This is a genomic window from Bacteroides bouchesdurhonensis, from assembly GCF_900155865.1.
Lineage (GTDB): Bacteria > Bacteroidota > Bacteroidia > Bacteroidales > Bacteroidaceae > Bacteroides > Bacteroides bouchesdurhonensis.
The window spans coordinates 3,587,818-3,607,760 of sequence record NZ_LT707006.1; the positions used below are offsets into that span (position 1 = coordinate 3,587,818).

Annotated in this window: 11 protein-coding genes and 1 pseudogene; 2 read left to right on the forward strand and 10 right to left on the reverse strand. The window is 39.6% G+C overall.

The annotated features are described in order from the left end of the window. Positions 1 to 26: 26 nt before the first annotated feature. From CZ225_RS15410 to CZ225_RS15430, 5 genes are all read right to left on the reverse strand, one after another. Positions 27 to 917, reverse strand: coding sequence for a glycoside hydrolase family 25 protein (locus CZ225_RS15410; protein ID WP_077154636.1), 891 nt, complete (start codon positions 915 to 917; stop codon positions 27 to 29). Between the two features lie 177 nt (positions 918 to 1,094). Continuing rightward, complete coding sequence (locus CZ225_RS15415) at positions 1,095 to 2,741, reverse strand: diphosphate--fructose-6-phosphate 1-phosphotransferase (protein ID WP_077154637.1); 1,647 nt, start codon at positions 2,739 to 2,741, stop codon at positions 1,095 to 1,097. A 183-nt stretch (positions 2,742 to 2,924) separates the two neighbouring features. Then, positions 2,925 to 4,304: an efflux transporter outer membrane subunit gene (locus tag CZ225_RS15420; protein ID WP_025074603.1), complete on the reverse strand. Its 1,380-nt coding sequence runs from the start codon at positions 4,302 to 4,304 to the stop codon at positions 2,925 to 2,927. Next, complete coding sequence (locus tag CZ225_RS15425; RefSeq protein ID WP_077154638.1) at positions 4,304 to 7,408, reverse strand: efflux RND transporter permease subunit; 3,105 nt, start codon at positions 7,406 to 7,408, stop codon at positions 4,304 to 4,306. Before CZ225_RS15425 ends, CZ225_RS15420 begins: the two co-directional genes overlap by 1 nt. 3 nt (positions 7,409 to 7,411) lie before the next feature. Beyond that, positions 7,412 to 8,605, reverse strand: a complete 1,194-nt coding sequence (locus CZ225_RS15430) for an efflux RND transporter periplasmic adaptor subunit (protein ID WP_077154639.1) — start codon at positions 8,603 to 8,605, stop codon at positions 7,412 to 7,414. Positions 8,606 to 8,879: 274 nt separating this feature from the next. On the opposite strand from CZ225_RS15430, the gene CZ225_RS15435 reads away from it, so the two are divergent. Both CZ225_RS15435 and CZ225_RS24715 read left to right on the forward strand, forming a co-directional pair. Next, positions 8,880 to 11,093, forward strand: coding sequence for a patatin-like phospholipase family protein (locus CZ225_RS15435; protein ID WP_077154640.1), 2,214 nt, complete (start codon positions 8,880 to 8,882; stop codon positions 11,091 to 11,093). 191 nt (positions 11,094 to 11,284) lie between these two features. Then, positions 11,285 to 11,464, forward strand: a pseudogene (locus CZ225_RS24715) (DDE transposase); the annotation flags it as partial. A gap of 470 nt (positions 11,465 to 11,934) precedes the next feature. Here the strand turns inward: CZ225_RS24715 and CZ225_RS15445 are convergent. From CZ225_RS15445 to CZ225_RS15465, 5 genes are read right to left on the reverse strand one after another with little or no spacing between them, the layout of a single operon-like run. After that, on the reverse strand, positions 11,935 to 12,282 hold the full coding sequence (locus CZ225_RS15445) for a hypothetical protein (RefSeq protein ID WP_077154642.1): 348 nt from the start codon (positions 12,280 to 12,282) through the stop codon (positions 11,935 to 11,937). Positions 12,283 to 12,296: 14 nt separating this feature from the next. Then, positions 12,297 to 13,259 carry a hypothetical protein gene (locus CZ225_RS15450; protein ID WP_077154643.1) on the reverse strand — a complete coding sequence of 321 codons (963 nt, stop codon included), beginning with the start codon at positions 13,257 to 13,259 and terminating at the stop codon, positions 12,297 to 12,299. 27 nt (positions 13,260 to 13,286) lie between these two features. Further along, a complete protein-coding gene (locus CZ225_RS15455; protein ID WP_077154644.1) occupies positions 13,287 to 14,477 on the reverse strand; it encodes a DUF6734 family protein in 1,191 nt (396 codons plus the stop codon). A 27-nt stretch (positions 14,478 to 14,504) separates the two neighbouring features. Beyond that, positions 14,505 to 15,218 (reverse strand): hypothetical protein, encoded by a 714-nt coding sequence (locus CZ225_RS15460; RefSeq protein ID WP_077155851.1) that lies wholly within the window; start codon positions 15,216 to 15,218, stop codon positions 14,505 to 14,507. Positions 15,219 to 15,232: 14 nt separating this feature from the next. Beyond that, on the reverse strand, positions 15,233 to 19,942 hold the full coding sequence (locus CZ225_RS15465; protein WP_077154645.1) for an efflux RND transporter permease subunit: 4,710 nt from the start codon (positions 19,940 to 19,942) through the stop codon (positions 15,233 to 15,235). Position 19,943 lies beyond the last annotated feature (1 nt).

The window sequence follows — 19,943 nt, forward strand, 5'->3', positions numbered from 1 at the left end:
GTTAGTTTTGGAGAAAAGAAGTATAACTATTTAATCGTCATCTTTTTAAGTTCTTCCAACGTTCCGTTGAATACATTTAGATCTACATTCACCGGAATACCGGAGACACTTCCTACATCGGTATGTTGCCAGAAGTCCCATTTACCTTGATATTTCACAGAATCAACGTAATAATGGGCAATCCAATAAGGATAAGTATTAAAAATAGAATCGTCCAAGTATTTGGTTTTAAATTTATAAGAGGTATATAAAATAGGTTTCACTCCATAATGAGATTCCACACGGTCCAGCCAACGCTTAATACCTTTTTGCAATTCCTTTTTTTCCTTGCTTCCGCTTACTTCGACATCAAGTACCGGAGGAAGGTCACCTGACTCTAATTTTACCGTACGGATAAAAAAGTCAGCTTGTTTCAGTGCATCTGTATTGGGAATATAAAAATGATAAGCTCCACGTATAAATCCATGATCACGTGCATCAGCAAAATTGGCTTCAAAGGTATCATCACCATGATCTCCTCCTTCTGTCGCCTTCATGAAAACAAAATGCAAAGGAAAATCCGTATCTTTATTCTGCAACAACTTGCTCCAATCTATTTTTCCTTGATAATGGGAAATGTCAATACCATGAACATCATATCCGCAGGGAATACATACTCCATATTCTTTACGACCATGACAAGTCTGCCAACGATAAGCATAGGGACGGACAAAGAAATAATAGAAAATAGTAGAAAAACAAACAATAATAATTACTGCCAACACATTTCGAAGCCAATTTGACATTGGACGGTTATGCTTACTTTCTACCTTCCGGGAAGTACGAGAAGTTTTAGAAGAAACACTCTTTTTTTTAGTGGAAGAAACAGGCTTCTTCTTTTGAACAACAGAAATAGGATTATTATTACGTGAAGGCATTCTTTTTTTAACGGCAAATAATTTTAGAAATTAGATTAAAAGCCTTATGATATATTACTTAGACGCGGATTTACGCGGATAATACGGATTCTAAAAAATCTACATTTATCTGCGTTATCCGCGTCTAAGTAGTTCTTCATGGGAACTGTTTTTCACCACAGTCCCCCTGAAACAAATTTATTTTCCTTGTTCCAACTGTAAAGTCTTAGTTGGCTCGTCACAAACTTCTGTCGGACCAAAATACTGAATCGGTCCTGGATATACATAATCAGTTTCAGTAGCCCAACGATCACGTTGTGAAGCGAATGCTTTGAAAGGAGCACCATCCAGTTTCACTAAAGCTTTCTGAATAACCGGTTTCATTTCGCCATGACGACGTTCCATGTTCATCATCATTGTAATAGGCACACCACCTGCAATCCATTCAGCAGCAGGAGCAGTTGTGTTACGTACAGATGACATGTAACCGGTTTTACCATTAGCAATCAACATGGAAGCTGTGTAACCTAAAGAGTAGCAATAGTCAGCATCGAAGTTTGACGGAGCAGCGCAACGTCCTTCATAACCGAAGAAGTGATGTTGAGCAGCAAACTTACCAACATATTTACCTTCTTCTTTCCAAGTAGCTAATTTAGTAGCTACCATTTCAGACAACAGTTTTTCTGTTTCAATCAACGATACCTGAACGTTTCCATGTGGGTCACGATCTAAAGACAACTGGCGAGCTACACCTTCTGGCAGACTTGCATAAATTGCAGAGTTTTCCGGAGTCAGCTTACTGATAATATAATCACGTTGGTGAGATTTCTTAATGTGAGAGAATTCTTCAGCATTAGTTGCCAAGAAGTCATTCAGCTCAGAAATCAGACGTTTCATTGCCGGAATGAATTCAACCAATCCTTCAGGAATCAAAACAGTACCGAAGTTATGTCCCTGCGCAGCACGATCAGCTACAACTTTAGCAATGTATGTTACTACATCATCCAAAGACATATCTTTAGTTTCTACTTCTTCAGAAATGATACATACATTAGGTTGTACTTGCAAAGCACATTCCAATGCGATATGAGAAGCCGAACGACCCATCAATTTGATGAAATGCCAGTATTTACGTGCAGAGTTACAGTCACGTTGAATGTTACCAATTACTTCTGCATAAGTTTTACAAGCTGTATCAAAGCCGAAAGATGTTTCAATCATATCATTCTTCAAGTCACCGTCAATAGTCTTAGGACAGCCGATTACCTGTACGCCATATTTCTTAGCAGCATAATATTCAGCCAGCACACAAGCATTTGTGTTAGAGTCATCACCACCGATAATAACCAGTGCTTTGATACCCAACTTCTTGATGATTTCAAAACCTTTTTCAAACTGACTTTCTGACTCCAATTTAGTACGGCCGGAACCAATTATATCGAAACCACCTGTATTACGATATTCATCAATGATATCTGCAGTCAGTTCCATGTAATTATGATCAACCAAACCACCAGGGCCTAAAATGAAACCATACAATTTATTTTCCGGATTCAACTTCTTGATACCGTCAAACAAACCTGAAATTACATTGTGTCCACCAGGAGCCTGTCCACCTGAAAGGATAACACCTACATTCATTGCAGGAAGTTTCACAGCTTCTCCTGCTTCAAATGTAATCAACGGCATTCCATAAGTGTTAGGGAATAAAGCTTTAATAGCTTCCTGATCTGCTACAGACTGAGTAGCTGCGCCTTCTACAGCTTTTACAGCTCCAGATGCCAAGGCTTTCGGAAGTTTGGGCTGGTAAGCAGCCCTTGCGATTTGCAATGCACTTTTAGTCATTTTCTTTATTTTTATTAAAGGTGTTAGTAAGTTTCTTGCTAAACTTGAAAAGCGTTGCAAATTTCGCATTTTTTTCTGGAATACAAAAGAAGCAAAGAAACTTTTATATCTGTAAATTCGCGATTGACAAAACTCTGTTCTATAATTCGGGATATCCAACGAATGTTATTACACAACCTTTCATCAATTATTTACTCTCCATCCTCCACCAAGAGCCTTATAAAGTTGAACAATAGCAATCAATTCATCACGGATGGCATTGCTCAAACCAATTTGAGCGTCAAAATATCCACGTTGAGCATCTAGTACATCCAGATAATTAGTAAATCCATTGATATACTGTAACTGTGCCAAATCCATGTAACTCTTTGCCGAATGTTCCAGATTAGCCCGAAGAGCATATACCTCCTTTATCTTATTAAAGTTTACGATCGCATTACGGGTTTCTTTAAAAGCTGTCAGTACAGCCTTCTCATAATTATGTACCTCTGCTTCATAAGCAGCTTTCTTTGCTTTCAAAGCTGCACGATTCTTTCCCCATCCGAATATAGGCGTGAGTAAAGCTCCTTCCATGACTGTATAAGGAGATTTTAAAAGATCCGAAAGAGAAGTACTTTCCGTTCCAAAACCTCCAGTCAGTGCTAAACGTGGAAACATATTTGTATAAGCTACCCCGACTTTAGCATTCGCCGCAATCAGTTTTTGCTCTGCCTGACGAATATCCGGACGACGTTCCAATAAAGCAGAAGGTAATCCCACCGGAAGTGTTTCCGGAATATTAAATCCCTGAAGCAAATGTGAACGGACAATTCTGTTAGGATATTCACCGGCAAGAAAAGCAATATCGTTTTCTTTCAAAGAGATTTTACGTTCCAAATCCGGCACTAGAGTAGCAGTACGTGCCAACTCAACTTGTGCCTGACGATATGGAATTTCAGAAGTCAATCCACCATTATAACGGATACGAGCAAGACGTATTCCTTCTTCACGCGCTTTCAACGTTTGTTTTACGATGTCAAGTTCTGTATCTAAAGCAACCAATTCATAATACGCTTGAGCCACTTCAGCAACAATTGTCATTCGAAGAGCCTGTTGCGCCTCCACTGATTGTAAATATTCAGCTACACTCGCTGATCGTGCCCAACGTAAATTCCCCCAAAGATCAATTTCCCATGAAACCAGAAACTGAGCTTCAAATGTATCAGCTTTCTTGAAAGCATCTCCGCCATGATTTTCCAATTCACGTTCTGCAGTCACTTTTCCTTTTATATCAGGAAGCAATGCTGCCGTAGATATTCGCTTCTGAGCTGCCATCTCCTTCACACGAGCAGCAGCAATCAACATATCTTTATTATGTTCTAATGCACGATCTATCAGATTACAGAGAGTTGTATCCGTATAAATTTCTCTCCAATCCCGTTCACCAAAACTAACGGTGTCCTGATTCTGTTCCAGACTATCGGGTAAACAAAGATCTGGACGAACATAGTTTTTCCCAACTTTACAGGAAGTCATGATTACAGCAAATAATAGAAGGGCAATATATAGATCTTTTCGTTTCATTATTTCTTATGTTTTAAAAGTTTCGACTTTGTTTTATATACCATTACAAAGAAGAAAGGTACAAGAATAATACCAAATACAATGGCAAATATCATTCCGAAAAACACACCTGTACCAATCGCCTGTCGACTGGCAGCACCGGGTCCGCTTGCCAATACCATCGGAAGCATTCCAAGTACGAAAGCTAATGAAGTCATCAGAATCGGACGGAAACGTAAGCGAGCTGCATAGATGGCCGACTGTATCAAATCTTCTCCTTTATCTACCTGTACTTTGGCAAACTCCACAATTAAGATCGCATTTTTAGCCGCAAGTCCAATCAACATCACTAATCCTATCTGAAAATAGACATCGTTTTCCAAACCACAGACCCAAACTCCGAGATAAGCTCCTAACGCAGCTACCGGCAAAGATAGCAGTACTGCAATAGGTACCGTCCAACTTTCGTACTGTGCAGCGAGAAACAAGAAGACAAACAGAAAGACCAATGCCATAACCATACCAGTCTGACCTCCGGCTTTTTTTTCCTGATAAGACAATCCACTCCATTCCAAACCGACATTATCAGGAAGATGATCACGAACAATCTGCTCCATTATTTCCATCGCTTGTCCCGAACTATATCCTTGTGCAGCAGCACCTCTAATAACAGCTGTAGTAAACATATTGAAACGCTTAATACTACCAGGCCCTGTGGTATACGATGCATTTCCTAAAGAAGTCAGTGGTACCATTGCTCCATTAGATGCTTTCACAAAAAATAGATTGATATTATCTTTATGTTCACGATAAGGGGCTTCTGCCTGAATGTAGACTTTATATATACGGTTGAACATATTAAAGTCATTCACATATACCGAACCGGTATAAGCCTTCATCGTAGAAAATACATCAGCTAAAGGTACTCCCAACATTTTTACTTTATCCCGATCGACATCAAAGTAAAGTTGAGGAATTTCCGATTGTAAAGAAGAAGACAATCCCGTCAGTTCTTTACGTTTAGAGGCATAATACATCAGAGTATCGGCCGCATCCACCAAATTATCGAAAGTAGCTTCACCACGAGCCTCCAATTGCATTTCGAACCCTCCGGAACTACCTAATCCCGGAATAACAGGAGGCGTAGACAAATATACCTTGCATTCCGGATATTCTTTAAGATGTTTCTCTACCGTATCCATAATCTTTTCAATAGTAGTACTTTTTCTATCCTCCCAAGGTTTTAGAATCACAGTTAATTCGGCACGCCCCTGATTACTTCCCACACGTGGACTACTACCTGTTACATTCTGAATATATTCGATATATGGATTCTTTTCCAGATAGGCTATTGCACGATCAGTTACAGCACGAGTACGTTCCAATGTAGCTCCTTCGGGCAATTCTAATTCTATCTTAAAATAACCCTGATCTTCTACTGGCAAAAAACTAGTAGGAATAATCCTGTGAATAAGTAGAATAGCAATCAACACCATTCCAAAAGCACTTAATATCCGACGTGGATGTTTGATTGTACGTGTCACAGCAGACACATATTTATTACTGCCAATTCCCAACCATTCATTGATTTTTCTGAAAATGATATTTTTTTTCTTTCCATGATCCGGCTTCAAAATCAAAGAACACATAACGGGACTCAGAGTTAAAGCTACAACAGTAGAAATAAGTACGGATACCACAATCGTCACTGTAAATTGACGATATAATTGTCCGGTAATTCCACTCAGGAAACTAACTGGAACAAATACCGCTGCCAACACCAGTGAAGTAGCAATCAATGCACTTGATAATCCGGTCATCGCTTTTTTGGTTGCTTCATAGGGACTCAATTTTTCCGTTTCCATGATATGTTCCACCCCTTCTACCACAACAATCGCATCATCCACCACAATACCGATAGCAAGGATCAATCCTAGCAATGTCAAAATATTCAATGAAAAACCAAATATCAGCATAAAACCAAAGGTACCGATTAATGAAATAGGTACTGCTACAACCGGAATCAGAGTTGCACGCCAACTCTGTAAAGACAGATATACGACCAATACTACCAATACTAATGCTTCAAAAAGGGTCTTGTATACTTCATGAATTGATTCTGATATATATGTCGTCATATCAAACGGAATCTCGTAACTTAATCCTTCGGGGAAATTCTTACTGATTTCATCCATCGCTTCTTTCACATTCCGCGCAACTTCCATAGCATTCGCACCCGGTAACATATAAATTCCAAGTACTGCAGCATTCTCACCATTAATACCACTTTCCGTACTATACGAAGAAGCTTCTAATGAGACATGTGCTACGTCTTTTAATCGGATAATAGAACCATTAGCATTGGCACGTACCACAATATCTTCAAACTGTCCTACAGTAGAAAGACGTCCCTGAGTAGTAATAGGAATAGTTATATCCAAACCTTCTACAGGTTGTTGCCCCAATACACCGGCAGCAGATTCACGATTCTGGTCCTTCAAGGCGTTTTGTAAATCTTGTACAGTTAATCCAAAGTTTGCCAACTTATCAGGTTGAGCCCAGATTTGCATCGCATAATAACGACTACCAATATTTGAAACACGCCCTACTCCAGGAACTCGACGAATTACATCAAGCACATTAATAGTCGCAAAGTTACTCAAATAAATTTCGTCAAACTTAGGATCGGTAGAAGTCAAACACAAAGTCATTAACTGGCTAGGTGCCTGTTTCTCCACAGAAATACCATTTTGGATAACTTCTGCCGGAAGACGGGATTCTGCCAGTTTCACACGATTCTGTATTTCCACTGCAGCTAAATCCGGATCAGCGGAAACATCAAAAGTGACTGTTGCCGAAAACCCTCCGGAATTGGAACTGCTAGATTCCATATAAAGCATACCAGGAGTACCATTGATTTCCTGCTCAATCGGAGTTGCCACAGCCTGCGAAACAGTCAACGCACTAGCACCTGGGTAAGAAGCACTAATCTTTACCACCGGCGGCGTAATCTGTGGATACTGATCCACCGGAAGCATGGTCAAACCAATGATTCCGACAATCACAATAACGATGGAAATTACTGCTGAAAATACGGGTCTATCTATAAAAAATGTAACTTTCATAAATCATTCTTCTTTGGCATTAATCATTATTTCCTCTTCCGACTCACCGAATCTTACTTTCATTCCAGGAGTTAACTTATGGAAACCTTCTACTACAACTAATTCGCCTACGGCCAGTCCTCTTTCTACTACCACTCTATTTCCTACTTCAGGACCTAATTCTATAAAACGCTTCTCCACCGTATCATCTTTACGCACCGTATAAATATATGCTCCGCCTTTCTCAATCGTAATAGCTTTCATCGGTACTACAATTGCACCTTCACGTACATCTAACAAAAGTTTTACTTTGGTAAATTGTCCAGGTAATAATACTTGTTTAGGATTGGGCATTTCCGCACGTACAGAGAAGGTACCAGTCTGAGGATCTACCTGCGGTTCAGCAAAGTCTACAAATCCTTTATATGGATATACGGTATTATCAGCCAGAGTAATAGTAATATTTGGCTGCCAGGAACGAGTTGAATCCTTTTGTCCTAAATTAATATTACGTTCCTTACTTTTCAAATAGTCTAATGCTGTCATACTAAAGTCTACTAATACCGTGTCACTCTTAACAATGGTAGCGAGCAAAGATTTACCTCCCGGTCCTACTAATGTTCCCAAATCCACATTTCTTTCACTAATATGACCGGATAACGGAGAACGAACTACTGTATACCCTAATTCAAGTTCGGCCTGAGCCAAATCAGCCTCACTCATGGCTACCGTTGCAACAGCACTTTCATAGGCTGCTTCTGCATTGTCCAAGTCAAGCTGACTGGCTGCATTCTGTTCAACCAATGGACGAATACGTTTCAAATCACGTTCTGCTTTCAATGCCTGCGCTTCGTCTTTCTTCAACTGGGCCCTCGCTTTATCAGCTTTTGCACGATATTGATCTTGATTGATAACAAACAATACTTGGTTCTTATTCACGTAAGTACCTTCTGCAAAAAGCATATTCTCCAAATACCCCTCCACACGAGCACGTACTTCTACAAATTGTTGGGCACGAATACGTCCTACATACTCTCCAAAGATTTCTACATCATCTTTTACAGCTGGCTCCAATATAACGGTTGGAATCTCCGGTTCTACTTTCTGAGGGCGGGTCAGTATCCAATATGTTGCTAATACGCAAACCATACAAATAATAGCAGCAATGGTTCTACTTCTACTCAGTTTCAACTCTCGTTTCGAAAAAAACAATCTCATATCGAATCAATTATTTAAATTAACTTATGTTTGTCTACTCTGCATTTTACAAATATCATTCCATTTTCTTCGCAAAACATTTATTCTTTGATAATCAACACATTGCAAAAACGACATACTATACACTAAAATGTGGAATCGCTTTAAAAATGTAGAATTAATCCACAATTACGACTTTTGGAACATTTTTTCTGATTTACATTTCAACAACTAAACAAATTATCTCCTACATTTGTAATGTATATGATGGTCATTAATTTTAAACCGTGTTATAATGAAAAAACAACTATTTTCCATATTGGTTTTATCAATCGGTTTATTAATTCCTTTTTCTGTTCATGCTCAGCAACAACGAAAAAAGGTGGGTGTAGTGCTAAGTGGCGGCGGGGCTAAGGGAGTAGCCCACATAAAAGCACTAAAAGTCATCGAAGAAGCAGGAATTCCTATTGATTATATAGTAGGTACTAGTATGGGATCTATAGTAGGCGGACTTTATGCAATCGGTTATACTCCGGAACAGTTGGACAGTATGGTAAGAAAGCAGAATTGGACCTTTCTTTTAAGTGACCGTATCAAACGTAGTTCCATGTCGCTTACAGATCGCGAACGTTCTGAGAAATATATTGTCTCTATTCCATTTACAAAGAATCCAAAAGAAATTGCCGGTGGGCTTATAAAAGGCCAAAACCTTGCCAATCTATTCTCCGATTTAACGGTGGGTTATCATGATTCCATCAATTTCAATAAATTGCCTATTCCTTTTGCCTGTGTGTCGGCAAATGTTGTCAATGGAGACCAAGTCGTGTTCCATGAAGGAGTGCTTTCAACCGCTATGCGTGCAAGTATGGCTATTCCTGGAGTGTTTACTCCGGTACGAGTAGACAGTATGGTACTTGTAGATGGTGGCATCGTCAATAACTATCCCGCAGATGTTGCTAAGGCTATGGGTGCCGATATAATTATCGGAGTAGATGTGCAAAACGTTCTGAAAAGTGCTAACAAGCTCAATAGCGTTCCTGAAATTCTTGGACAAATTGTTGATCTGACATGTCAAACCAATCATGAAAAGAATGTAGACCTGACAGATACTTATATTCGTGTGAATGTAGACGGATATTCTTCAGCCAGTTTCACACCGGCAGCTATCGATTCTCTGATGCAACGCGGAGAAGAAGCAGCACGAGCACAATGGGATTCTCTGATTGCCCTAAAAAAGAAAATCGGGATTTCAGACGATTATGTACCTAAACAACACGGTCCCTATTCCTCTCTCTCCAACTCCCGCACAATCTTCGTGACAAAAATCTCTTTCACCGGTGTAGAAGCAAAGGATAAGAAATGGCTGATGAAAAAATGTAATCTAAAAGAAGACAGTGATATCACCACCCAACAAATAGAACAAGCCCTATTCCAATTACGGGGCAGCCAATCCTATTCCAGTGCCAGCTACAAACTAATGCATACCTCTGAAGGATATCACCTGACTTTCATGCTGGAAGAAAAATATGAAAAAAGAATCAACCTTGGAATCCGCTTCGATTCGGAAGAGATAGCTTCTCTGTTAGTCAATGGCATCGCAGATATCAAGACTCATATACCTTCCCGGATCTCCCTTACCGGACGATTGGGTAAACGGTATGCCGCTCGGATCGATTATACCCTCGAACCTATGCAACAACGTAACTTCAATTTTTCATATATGTTTCAGTATAATGATATCAACATATATGACAATGGCGACCGCGCCTATAACCTAACTTACAAATACCATCTGGCAGAATTTGGTTTTTCAGACGTTTGGTATAAGAATTTCCGGTTCGGACTCGGCTTCCGCTTCGAATATTATAAATACAAAGACTTTTTGTTTAAAAAGCCTGAGTTGACCGATCTAGATATTGAATCTGAACATCTCTTGAGCTACTTTGCTCAAGTCCATTACAATACATATGACAAGGGATATTTCCCTTCTAAAGGAAGTGATTTCAGTGCCTCCTATTCACTCTATACAGATAATATGGCACAGTATAATGAACATGCTCCATTCTCTGCATTAAAAGGCTCTTGGACTAGCGTTATCCCCGTTACGCACCGGTTTTCCATCATACCTTCCATCTATGGACGTATATTGATAGGGAAAGATTTTCCTTATCCGATACAAAATGCAATCGGCGGCGAAGTATATGGCCTGTATATTCCCCAGCAATTGCCTTTTGCAGGAATTACGAATATAGAGTTAATGGATAACTCTATTATGATTGCCTCAATAAAGTTCCGCCAACGGATGGGAAGTATTCATTATCTCACCCTGACTGGCAATTATGGATTGACTGAAAGTAATTTCTTCGATATACTAAGAGGCAAGCAACTATATGGAATCAGTGCGGGATATGGTATGGACAGCATCTTCGGTCCGTTGGAAATCACATTTGGATATTCCAATCGGACCGACAAAGGAAGCTGTTATGTAAACCTGGGATATTATTTTTAACTTAGGTTTTGGAAATACGTTGCATCGAAAAAACAATAGTATATCCTCATAAGTATCTAAGGATATTCCTAAAATAATAAAATTTAAGGCAACTAATTCATTGCGAGTTAGTTGCCTTTTTTGTATCTTTAAGCATTCCCCCCCAAAAACGGTTTGACGACCAAAATGGGGGTAATCTAAACTAAAAACACATGGTAAAGATACAAAAAATCTCCGAAATCGAACCTTGTTTAGGTTTTACTGAGTTCGATATGCTAAAAAAATATCGTCAAAGTTTTGCAACGAGTGAATTAGGTCGCCTCCATGCTCTGTTTCCTTTCTCGGACCTGGTCCGACAAATGCATTTGAAGTCCTCTGCTTTGGGTCGTGAATGGCTCTCTATATCTATCTCGTCATTCAATGCTGATAAAGGCAAAACACTAAAATAAATATCACCTGGAATCTTGTAAGAATATTGAACGTCTCCGAAACTGGTCAGAAAGAACTGTCCTCCAAGTACATTCGCAAACAAATGCATATCCCGAAAAATCCCTTTATAATATATAATCTCCATATTTTTATCAGACATCGGCAAGTAAGGCATAGAGTGCATCATTTTCATACAATATTCCCGCTTCATCTCGTCCGTCCATACCAACTCTCCCTGATAGTTGAAGAAACTTACTTTAAACTGACGTATTTCCCAATTATGTATATAATTGAACTTTTTATCTCTGAATCCCTTGTCTCTAACTACAAAATAGTTTCGGTGCACCACTTCCTCGTCTATATCGTTCGTTGCCAGCTTCACACGACGCACATCGCCTGTTCCATCCTTACTCAGGATAATAAGTTCATGCGTCTAATCGTGCACAAGATAAAAGCTATCCCCACGCAAGCGGAACAGGGCACACTTGGTATGTGTGTCAGATACTTTGCGACGCCATTGCAGAGTAGTTCCTTTAAAGCAAGAGACGCTGAGCGGGTTGCCTCCGGCAAAATAGAATGTACCTTTGCCGTTAGTATCAAAACCGGAAAGATACAATTTATTATTCCTAGGATTATAACGGCAATCTACTGAGTCAGGCACATTTCTAAACTTGAAGTCCCAGTAACTCAAGAAGGGGTAATTCTCGTTTACACGCTGCGCTGATAACGGTGCAAACGTAAGAAACGATAAAGACAATAGTAAAAAAGATTTCTTTTTCATAATGGCAGTTTTTGTTACTCTATCGGCAAGAAAGATTCAAACTCTTTGTTGTAAATATCGTTAATATAATATTCATCTTCCTGTTTCACAACATTAATAAGAATCGTATCACCTGTTACACCAACTTGAAATGCATCCGGTTTATCGGTAGGATGTACCCAAACATTATTACGATACGGAAATTCAAAATCGTGCCGTCCTATTAATGCATCATATTCAGGATAACCATCATTTCTGCTTAATTCCTCCATTTTGTTAAAACGAAACAAAGCATTGGGAGTTAAATACTCCGCACGGATAACAGCTAATTCCTGCAACAGATTCTCGGATAGCGTGCTATGTTTCAATGTATAAAAATCATAGAAGCTCTTCACAAAATCGAGCGGTTCATTACGGTCCACTTTAGGAAATGTATCGCCACTGTACCACAAGCTATCGCCAAACTGTTGCCCGAGCGACTCCGGTGTGATGTATCCCACACGATATTCCCCGTCCTCCTTTACCACTCTCACAGGGATTTCTTTTGTTCCCTCGTAAGGTGTTCCTCTACTATATGCATAATGCACCATATACCAACTATTCCCCAAAGGCTCAATTTTTAACGTTTCACACGAGTCTTCCGGAACATCCTGTGCGCGAATTACCATGCTTGCACCCGCATCCCAAGTCATTCTCCATATCTTACTTCTCATTGCCTTCGTAAAATACTTGGCATAATCTTTTTTAAGTTCTTTCTCCTTTCTTATAATAGGTTTAAGTTCAGTTGCATAAAATTCTTTCAACATATTCACGGCTTCTGAATCTATATTCTCAACCGTATCTTTCAATGATTGCTGAAACAAATCCTCTTGGTTTTCAACAACCACAGAAATATTTTTCTTTACACCTATATCAGCCTTATCTACTTTATTATGCTTACCACAAGATACACATATCAATAAAAGCTGAATACATATAAAAACTTCAAACTTATACATATTAATTTAAGAAACTGTTTTGATTTTCTACATTGTTTTTACTCTAGAACTGCTAGGATTTTCATTCCTATTTTGAGCGACTTTCCGGTGCTGTTTCCCGATTTTCTTCGTCAGATAGACCGTTATCTTCCTCATCAAACAAACCGCCTGTTGCTCACGGTTGGCATTGATAAAATGGGAATAAGAGGAAAGGCGGTGCTCCCAATCATACAGCGTTTCGTTAGGCAATTCCTTCCACTCAGCTATGCGGTCGCACAGATAATCCTGATACAACGCAATACATTGCTGGACAGTCATGTCCGGAAGTTCCTGCTTGATACCTCCCAGACGCTTGTTGTTCTGCGGAAAGAGTTCCACAATCCGACGGTAGTAATCAGGATAACGGTCGAGCAATGTCTTGCCAAGCAGTTCGCAGGCGCGCTGGTTGCGTTTGTGTCCGCCCAGCAGATGCAGGAACTTGACATCCTCGAAACGGTAGAAATCGCAAAAACGGTGATAATCGTAACCATTGTCCGGCACTACATATCCCAGCACACTTGCCACCTCTTTTCCACGCTCTTCGGCAAGGGCTGCAAACAGTGTCTGTTCGAAAAGCAGGTTGTTGTTCACACCCAGATTCCGACTATGATAATCGAGTAAACCGTTATCCTCGATAAACCGAAAAGCAATCCGGCAATACTCCTGTATAAATTCAAGGTCGTTTCCACCCAAGAAACCGGCATTGTACGAAGGAATGAGATCACGCTCCAACACCTTGTGCAGAAATTCCGGCATCCGGTAATTTCTTCGCAACAGGTCGTTCATCATGTTTTTGTAATATTGAGTTCCCATTTCCACATTTTGGGCTATCAATCCACCGGACTCGATAGAAGCATCCAAACGATGGGGAAGATACACGTCTCCGTCCACATGGATAAACGGTTCCGCCTGCAACGAATAAGTAAGCATTTTGGGATAAGCCCAATGGATGTCCGGACACCGCAAGTCGTCATATTGCACCACCACTTCCGTATAAGGAAGTTTCAGCAACTCGATAAAGACCTTATACCCATTGCTATCCGTATAAAGCACTACATTGTCATAGCTTTTACGAAGACTCAAGCAACTTAATGCCCATGACATCAGATGATACTGCAGATGAGGCCATCCGAATCCATTCTCCAACAGCGATTTGTTCGCTGTCCAGAACGTTTGTGTTATTTTCAGATTTGCTCTCATGAGTGTTTTTGTCTTTAGATTCGCTTACTACACAAATTTTTCCCTTTTCTGTAAATTCAGCAACCCAATCATCGCCCAGATTACACTAGCAGAAAAAAGGAATATACGATTTTTGATGAGGACACTTTCCCATATCATCGGATGAAAACCTTCAGGCATACTAAAAGGATTCAACATGACATTCCAGAAAGAACGATCCATGTCATTCATTCTACTAACAAAAATTAAAACAATACCTATGATAATCATTAGTACGGCTGTCCCATTTCCACTGCGTGTAATAGTAGAAAGCATAAAAGCCATATTTCCGAAGAAAAGCACCGGAAACATCAACTGTAAAGACATCTCAAGCGGATTGACCGGATACAATAAAATAATAGCCACATATGAAAAGACAATTAAAATGACAAAAATAGCTACATATATCATAAGTAACCGCACCCCCCATACTTTATATTTATAATCCGGAATACCAAAAAGGATTTCCAATATCCGACTATCTTCGTCATTTTGAATACCGAACACAGCCGGATAGAAAATAAGCAATATACATGGAAATAGAAGGATACCATAGATAAGTCCTTCATTAATTTCCTCTCGTTTCCATGCATTCTGGAACATAAAAAAGGCAAAAAAGCTAAATGCCGCCAAAAGAAACCAGATAAACTTCCCGGCAAATATAATCTTCAGGTTATATTTGACAACTTTGGGCAACAACTGTATAATTTGATTCAATGTCATATCCTTCTCTTCTTTTAATTCATATTCTTCAATAGACAAAGATAAGCGTCTTCCAAATTAGCTTCTACTTCCACAGCTCCCTCATAAGGTTGATCTATAGAAAGATAACGTACCAAAATAGAGTCATCTTGTTGAATATGATGTATTACCAATGATTTATCCAGCACCTTTTCAAATTCTGTCTTATCAATACTAAACTGCCATACTTTGCCATTAGCCATTTCCACCATGTCCGAAGGATTACCAAAGTACTTCAGTTCACCTTTATTGATCACCACCACCTGATTACAAGAACTGGATATATCTTCAATGATATGAGTAGAGAAAATAACCACACGGTCTTTACTCAACTCGACCAATAGATTACGGAAACGTATACGCTCACGCGGGTCCAACCCTGCCGTAGGCTCATCTACAACCAGAATACGTGGTAAATGGAGTAAGATAAGCGCAATACCGATACGTTGCTTCATACCGCCTGAGAATGAACCGATTTTTTCATCTTTCCGTTCATACATATGCACTGCTTTCAGAACATAATCCAAACGTTCCTTACGTAACTTTCCATCAACAATGCCTTTCAATATAGCCTGATAATCAAGAAATTCCCACGATGTCATATTTTCGTAAGTACCAAATTCCTGGGGCAGAAATCCTATCAAGCTCTGCAATTCTTCCCTATAGATACGAGTATCAAGACCATTGATCCATATGCTTCCATAACTTTGTTCAAATATTCCACAGATCACGCGCATCAGAGTTGACTTTCCGGCTCCATTAGGTCCCAACAAGCCGAACATACCTGTTTGAATCTCAAACGACACGCCACGCAATGCTTTGAAAGGTTTGCGCCGCTTTCCAATCAATGGAACACTTTTTACCATACGGAAATAGGAACGGCGAAGTCCTGCATAACGTCCGGACACGCGCTCAATATTTATATTATGATCATATAAATACTGAGAAGTAACATAAATGGCAATACCTACAAACCACAACAATCCGATCATGATCACCAGACCGTTATTTTCCATCTTCCTGAATAACTCAAACAATATTATAGGAGGAAGACTCCAGAATATCGCACGATTGAACATCTTCACCCATTTACTATTCTCGTAACGATAATACAAATAAGAACGCACTTTCCTCCACAAATACAGAACAGATGCATAAATTGCAAAGGAGAATAAGAATATCCAGAGTCTGTTTTGAATAAAGAAATAAGTGAAATAAATGCCGAATACCAGAATGCCAAATTGCCACAATACATTCACAAAATCTTTCAATGAATGATATTCATTACTCAATCCCAAATGCTTACGTATTTGCAATCCACTATGCCATTGACGGCTAAAACGCCCCGGCCAATCATATATTTTAACCAAATTCCTGACAGAGATATGTATCTCCTCACTCGGATCTATTACCTTCGATTTTGCTCGTCTAAGACTAGTCTGTGCAAAATAGGTCATGCCCGGTATACCTGCAATTAATGCTACCAGATAGATTGTTTGCCAGAGCATTCCATCGGCATACAACCAAATACTAATTATACCGACTACAAAAAGAATAAGATGAGTGATCCATATCTTAAGGGATAATGAACGATACCACTGAAGCACATTCTCCAACCCCATACAGACAGTAGGAATTAAAATCAACGTCAATAAAGCAGAGAAAAGAAGTCCGCCGATTACTGTAATCGCAAATGGAGCACCAATAGCTCCTGCATACTCTGTATCTCCCATAGCCAACGGAAGCATAGCAGCAATCGTTGTGATGGAGGTAATCAAAATCGGACGAATACGGGACATACCGGCAGTCATCAACGCTCTGTTACGGCGATATCCCCTTGAGCGCAAAATATTAGCGTAATCGATCAATATAATTCCGTTATTAACAACCACTCCCAACAATATCAAAAACCCTGTCAATGTATTCGCATTCATTAAGCTATTACCAGTAAGGAGCAGTGCCAATAAAGAACCGATAGCAGCCAATGGTATAGTAAAAAGCAATACAAAAGGCGTCACGACAGACTCAAAAACAGAAGCAAGAATCATAAAGATCAGGATAAATGCTGCCAATATGAGAAACTTGAAATCCCCGAACTCATCCTCTTCATGAAATACTTGCACAGCCACTCCGGCGGGAAGGTTATAGTTAGCAATCAACTGATCAATATCAGAACGGTATCCTTCCAGCAAATCCTTTGAAGACTGAACATCTCTTGGGAAATTATAATATACCTCAATCTGCTTATCCTGATTGACACGTATAATCCGAGAACGTCCACGACCATAGTTAATGGTTGATATATCTTCCAAGTTATGTATACCGCCATTGGCATTCTCTATTTGAACAGCCCGTAAATCATCTACTGTTTTTTCCTTTTGAGCTTTTTCTTTTGCCTCCTCTTCAGTTTCTTCTTCCGGTATTTCGTCACGAATGATAATATCATACGTATCATCTCCTACCTTAAAAGTAGCTTCTGAAGAAAACTCACGATTGAGCGATGTCAATCCCGAAGTTATATTGTTGCGGTTAATATCATAAGTAGTCAGTAAAATCGGATCAAAATTCAGATTTATTTCCGGTTGCCGGGGAGTAAAAGATACGTGAGTACCTTGCACAAAATCCTGTCCATCCAATAAATAACGTATCTCCTCAGCTACCATTTGCATCATCTCAAAATCAGCCCCTCGGATAACAACCCGTTCTCGATTATTTCCTATACCCAATAAACGCATAAAACCACCGAGACTACTCAGAGCAGAATTATCTCCCCCCCCTCCCATGGGATCAGAAACATATATCTCAGCTCCGTTTATGTTTGAGACTTTACCCTGTACATCCGATTTGATATCCGCTATTTTCCGTTTAGCTATTTTCTGATAATCTTCTTGCAAAACAAGGGTGAGAGTTGCCTCTTTTTCCCGAACACGACAAATCAAATCTTTCTTTTCGGGTACATCAGCCAAACGTTCTTCCAATAATCGAACGATCTTATCTGTATTTTCAAGAGTACTTCCGGTATTCATCATTACACTAATATCGAACCGGTCAGATTCTACTTCTTTCATCTGCTGCACATTCAATGTCAGCGATAGTATGAGAGTTGTAAAAAGCAAAACTACAGATCCGAAAATAGTGACCCCGGGATTGCGCATGCAAGTCTTTAATAAAACCAGATAAATCTGTATCGGACGTTGCACGATCGATACCTTTTCATAAATGATACTATTACCGTTTTTCTTTTTCAAGATCAGATAAGTAACCATGGGAATGAAAAGCAAAGCAACAAATAAAGAAACAGTCAAGGTAGAGATAATAGAAACTCCGATATGATGGCCGATTAGCTTGATCAAGAAATTATCGGAAAAGACAAACGGCAAAAATACAGTAATTGTGGTCAGCGTAGCTGCCACAATAGAACGCCATACCTCTTTGGTTCCTTGAGTAACCGAACGTTCGGGTGTACAACCACTCCCTGACAAACGATAAATATTTTCAAGCACCACAACACTGTTATCCAACAACATTCCGATCGCCAGTGCCATTCCTACCAATGTAAGACTATTGATAGTAATTCCTGAAGCATAAAAGAAGTTGAAAGCCGTATAAACAGAGATAGGAATAGAAAGTGCAATAAAAAATACCAACCGTATATTTTTCAAGAAAAGCCAAAGGATAAACACAGCTAACAAACCACCCACTAACGCCAAGTTAATGATTTGATTGATATTATCCTCCATAGTTTCCGCTTTATTCTCCTGCACTACTATTTCCAGATCAAGTGGAGTCAACTTCTCATTCAGCGTATCCACCACATCGGAAACACGATGTGAAAGTTCAATCAGGTTAGCTTGCGAATCATTAATCAAGGCAACCGAAACAGCTTCCTTCCCATTAACACGACTATAAGTAGTTTCTTCCTTCAAATCAAAAAATACCGTAGCCACATCTTTCAGTAAAATAGGTCCCGGTGCCACAACAATATTCTCCAAATCAGCCACTTCCGTATACATAGCATTGACATGGACGAAATTCTTACTATCCGGTTCATTAGCAAAACCTACAAATGTTTTTTCCTGTGTGTTTTGCGAAAGAAGACCGCTTATTTTGGATGGCGTGAGGTTCAAGGCCTTACATGTTTCCGGATTGAGACGCACCTCAATAGCCTTTTGCCGTCCTCCATATACATTGACAGAAGCTACCCCATCTATATTCTCCAGGTCAGGACGAATATGATCATCCACTAAATTTCTGACGCGGTCGGTTCCACCGGAACCGCGCACCTGAAGTACCATAAAGTTATTACTCATTTGAGCAATATCAACTTTCTGTACCTGCACGGTAAAGCCACTAGGAAACGAAGCGGCAATCTCGTTCACCTTCTCCTGTAGTTTAAGAGAAGTCATCTTAAAGTTGATATTCTTCTTAAAATCAATTTGTATGCTCGACTGTCTCCTGTCAATCCTAGATTGCAGCTTGTCTACTCCCCCTATCGCACTGACGGCCCCTTCGAGTGGAATGACGATTTCCGACTCTACATACGAAGGATCCATATCTTGCTGTGACGAAACTTGAATAAACAATACCGGAAGTTCCGCATTAGGCAGCAACTCCACCGGAAGCTGTTTATACGACACATAACCTAAAAGGCTAAGTGCAATAAACAGCATACAAATCGTAATTCTCCTATTTAGTAAAAAGTTCATC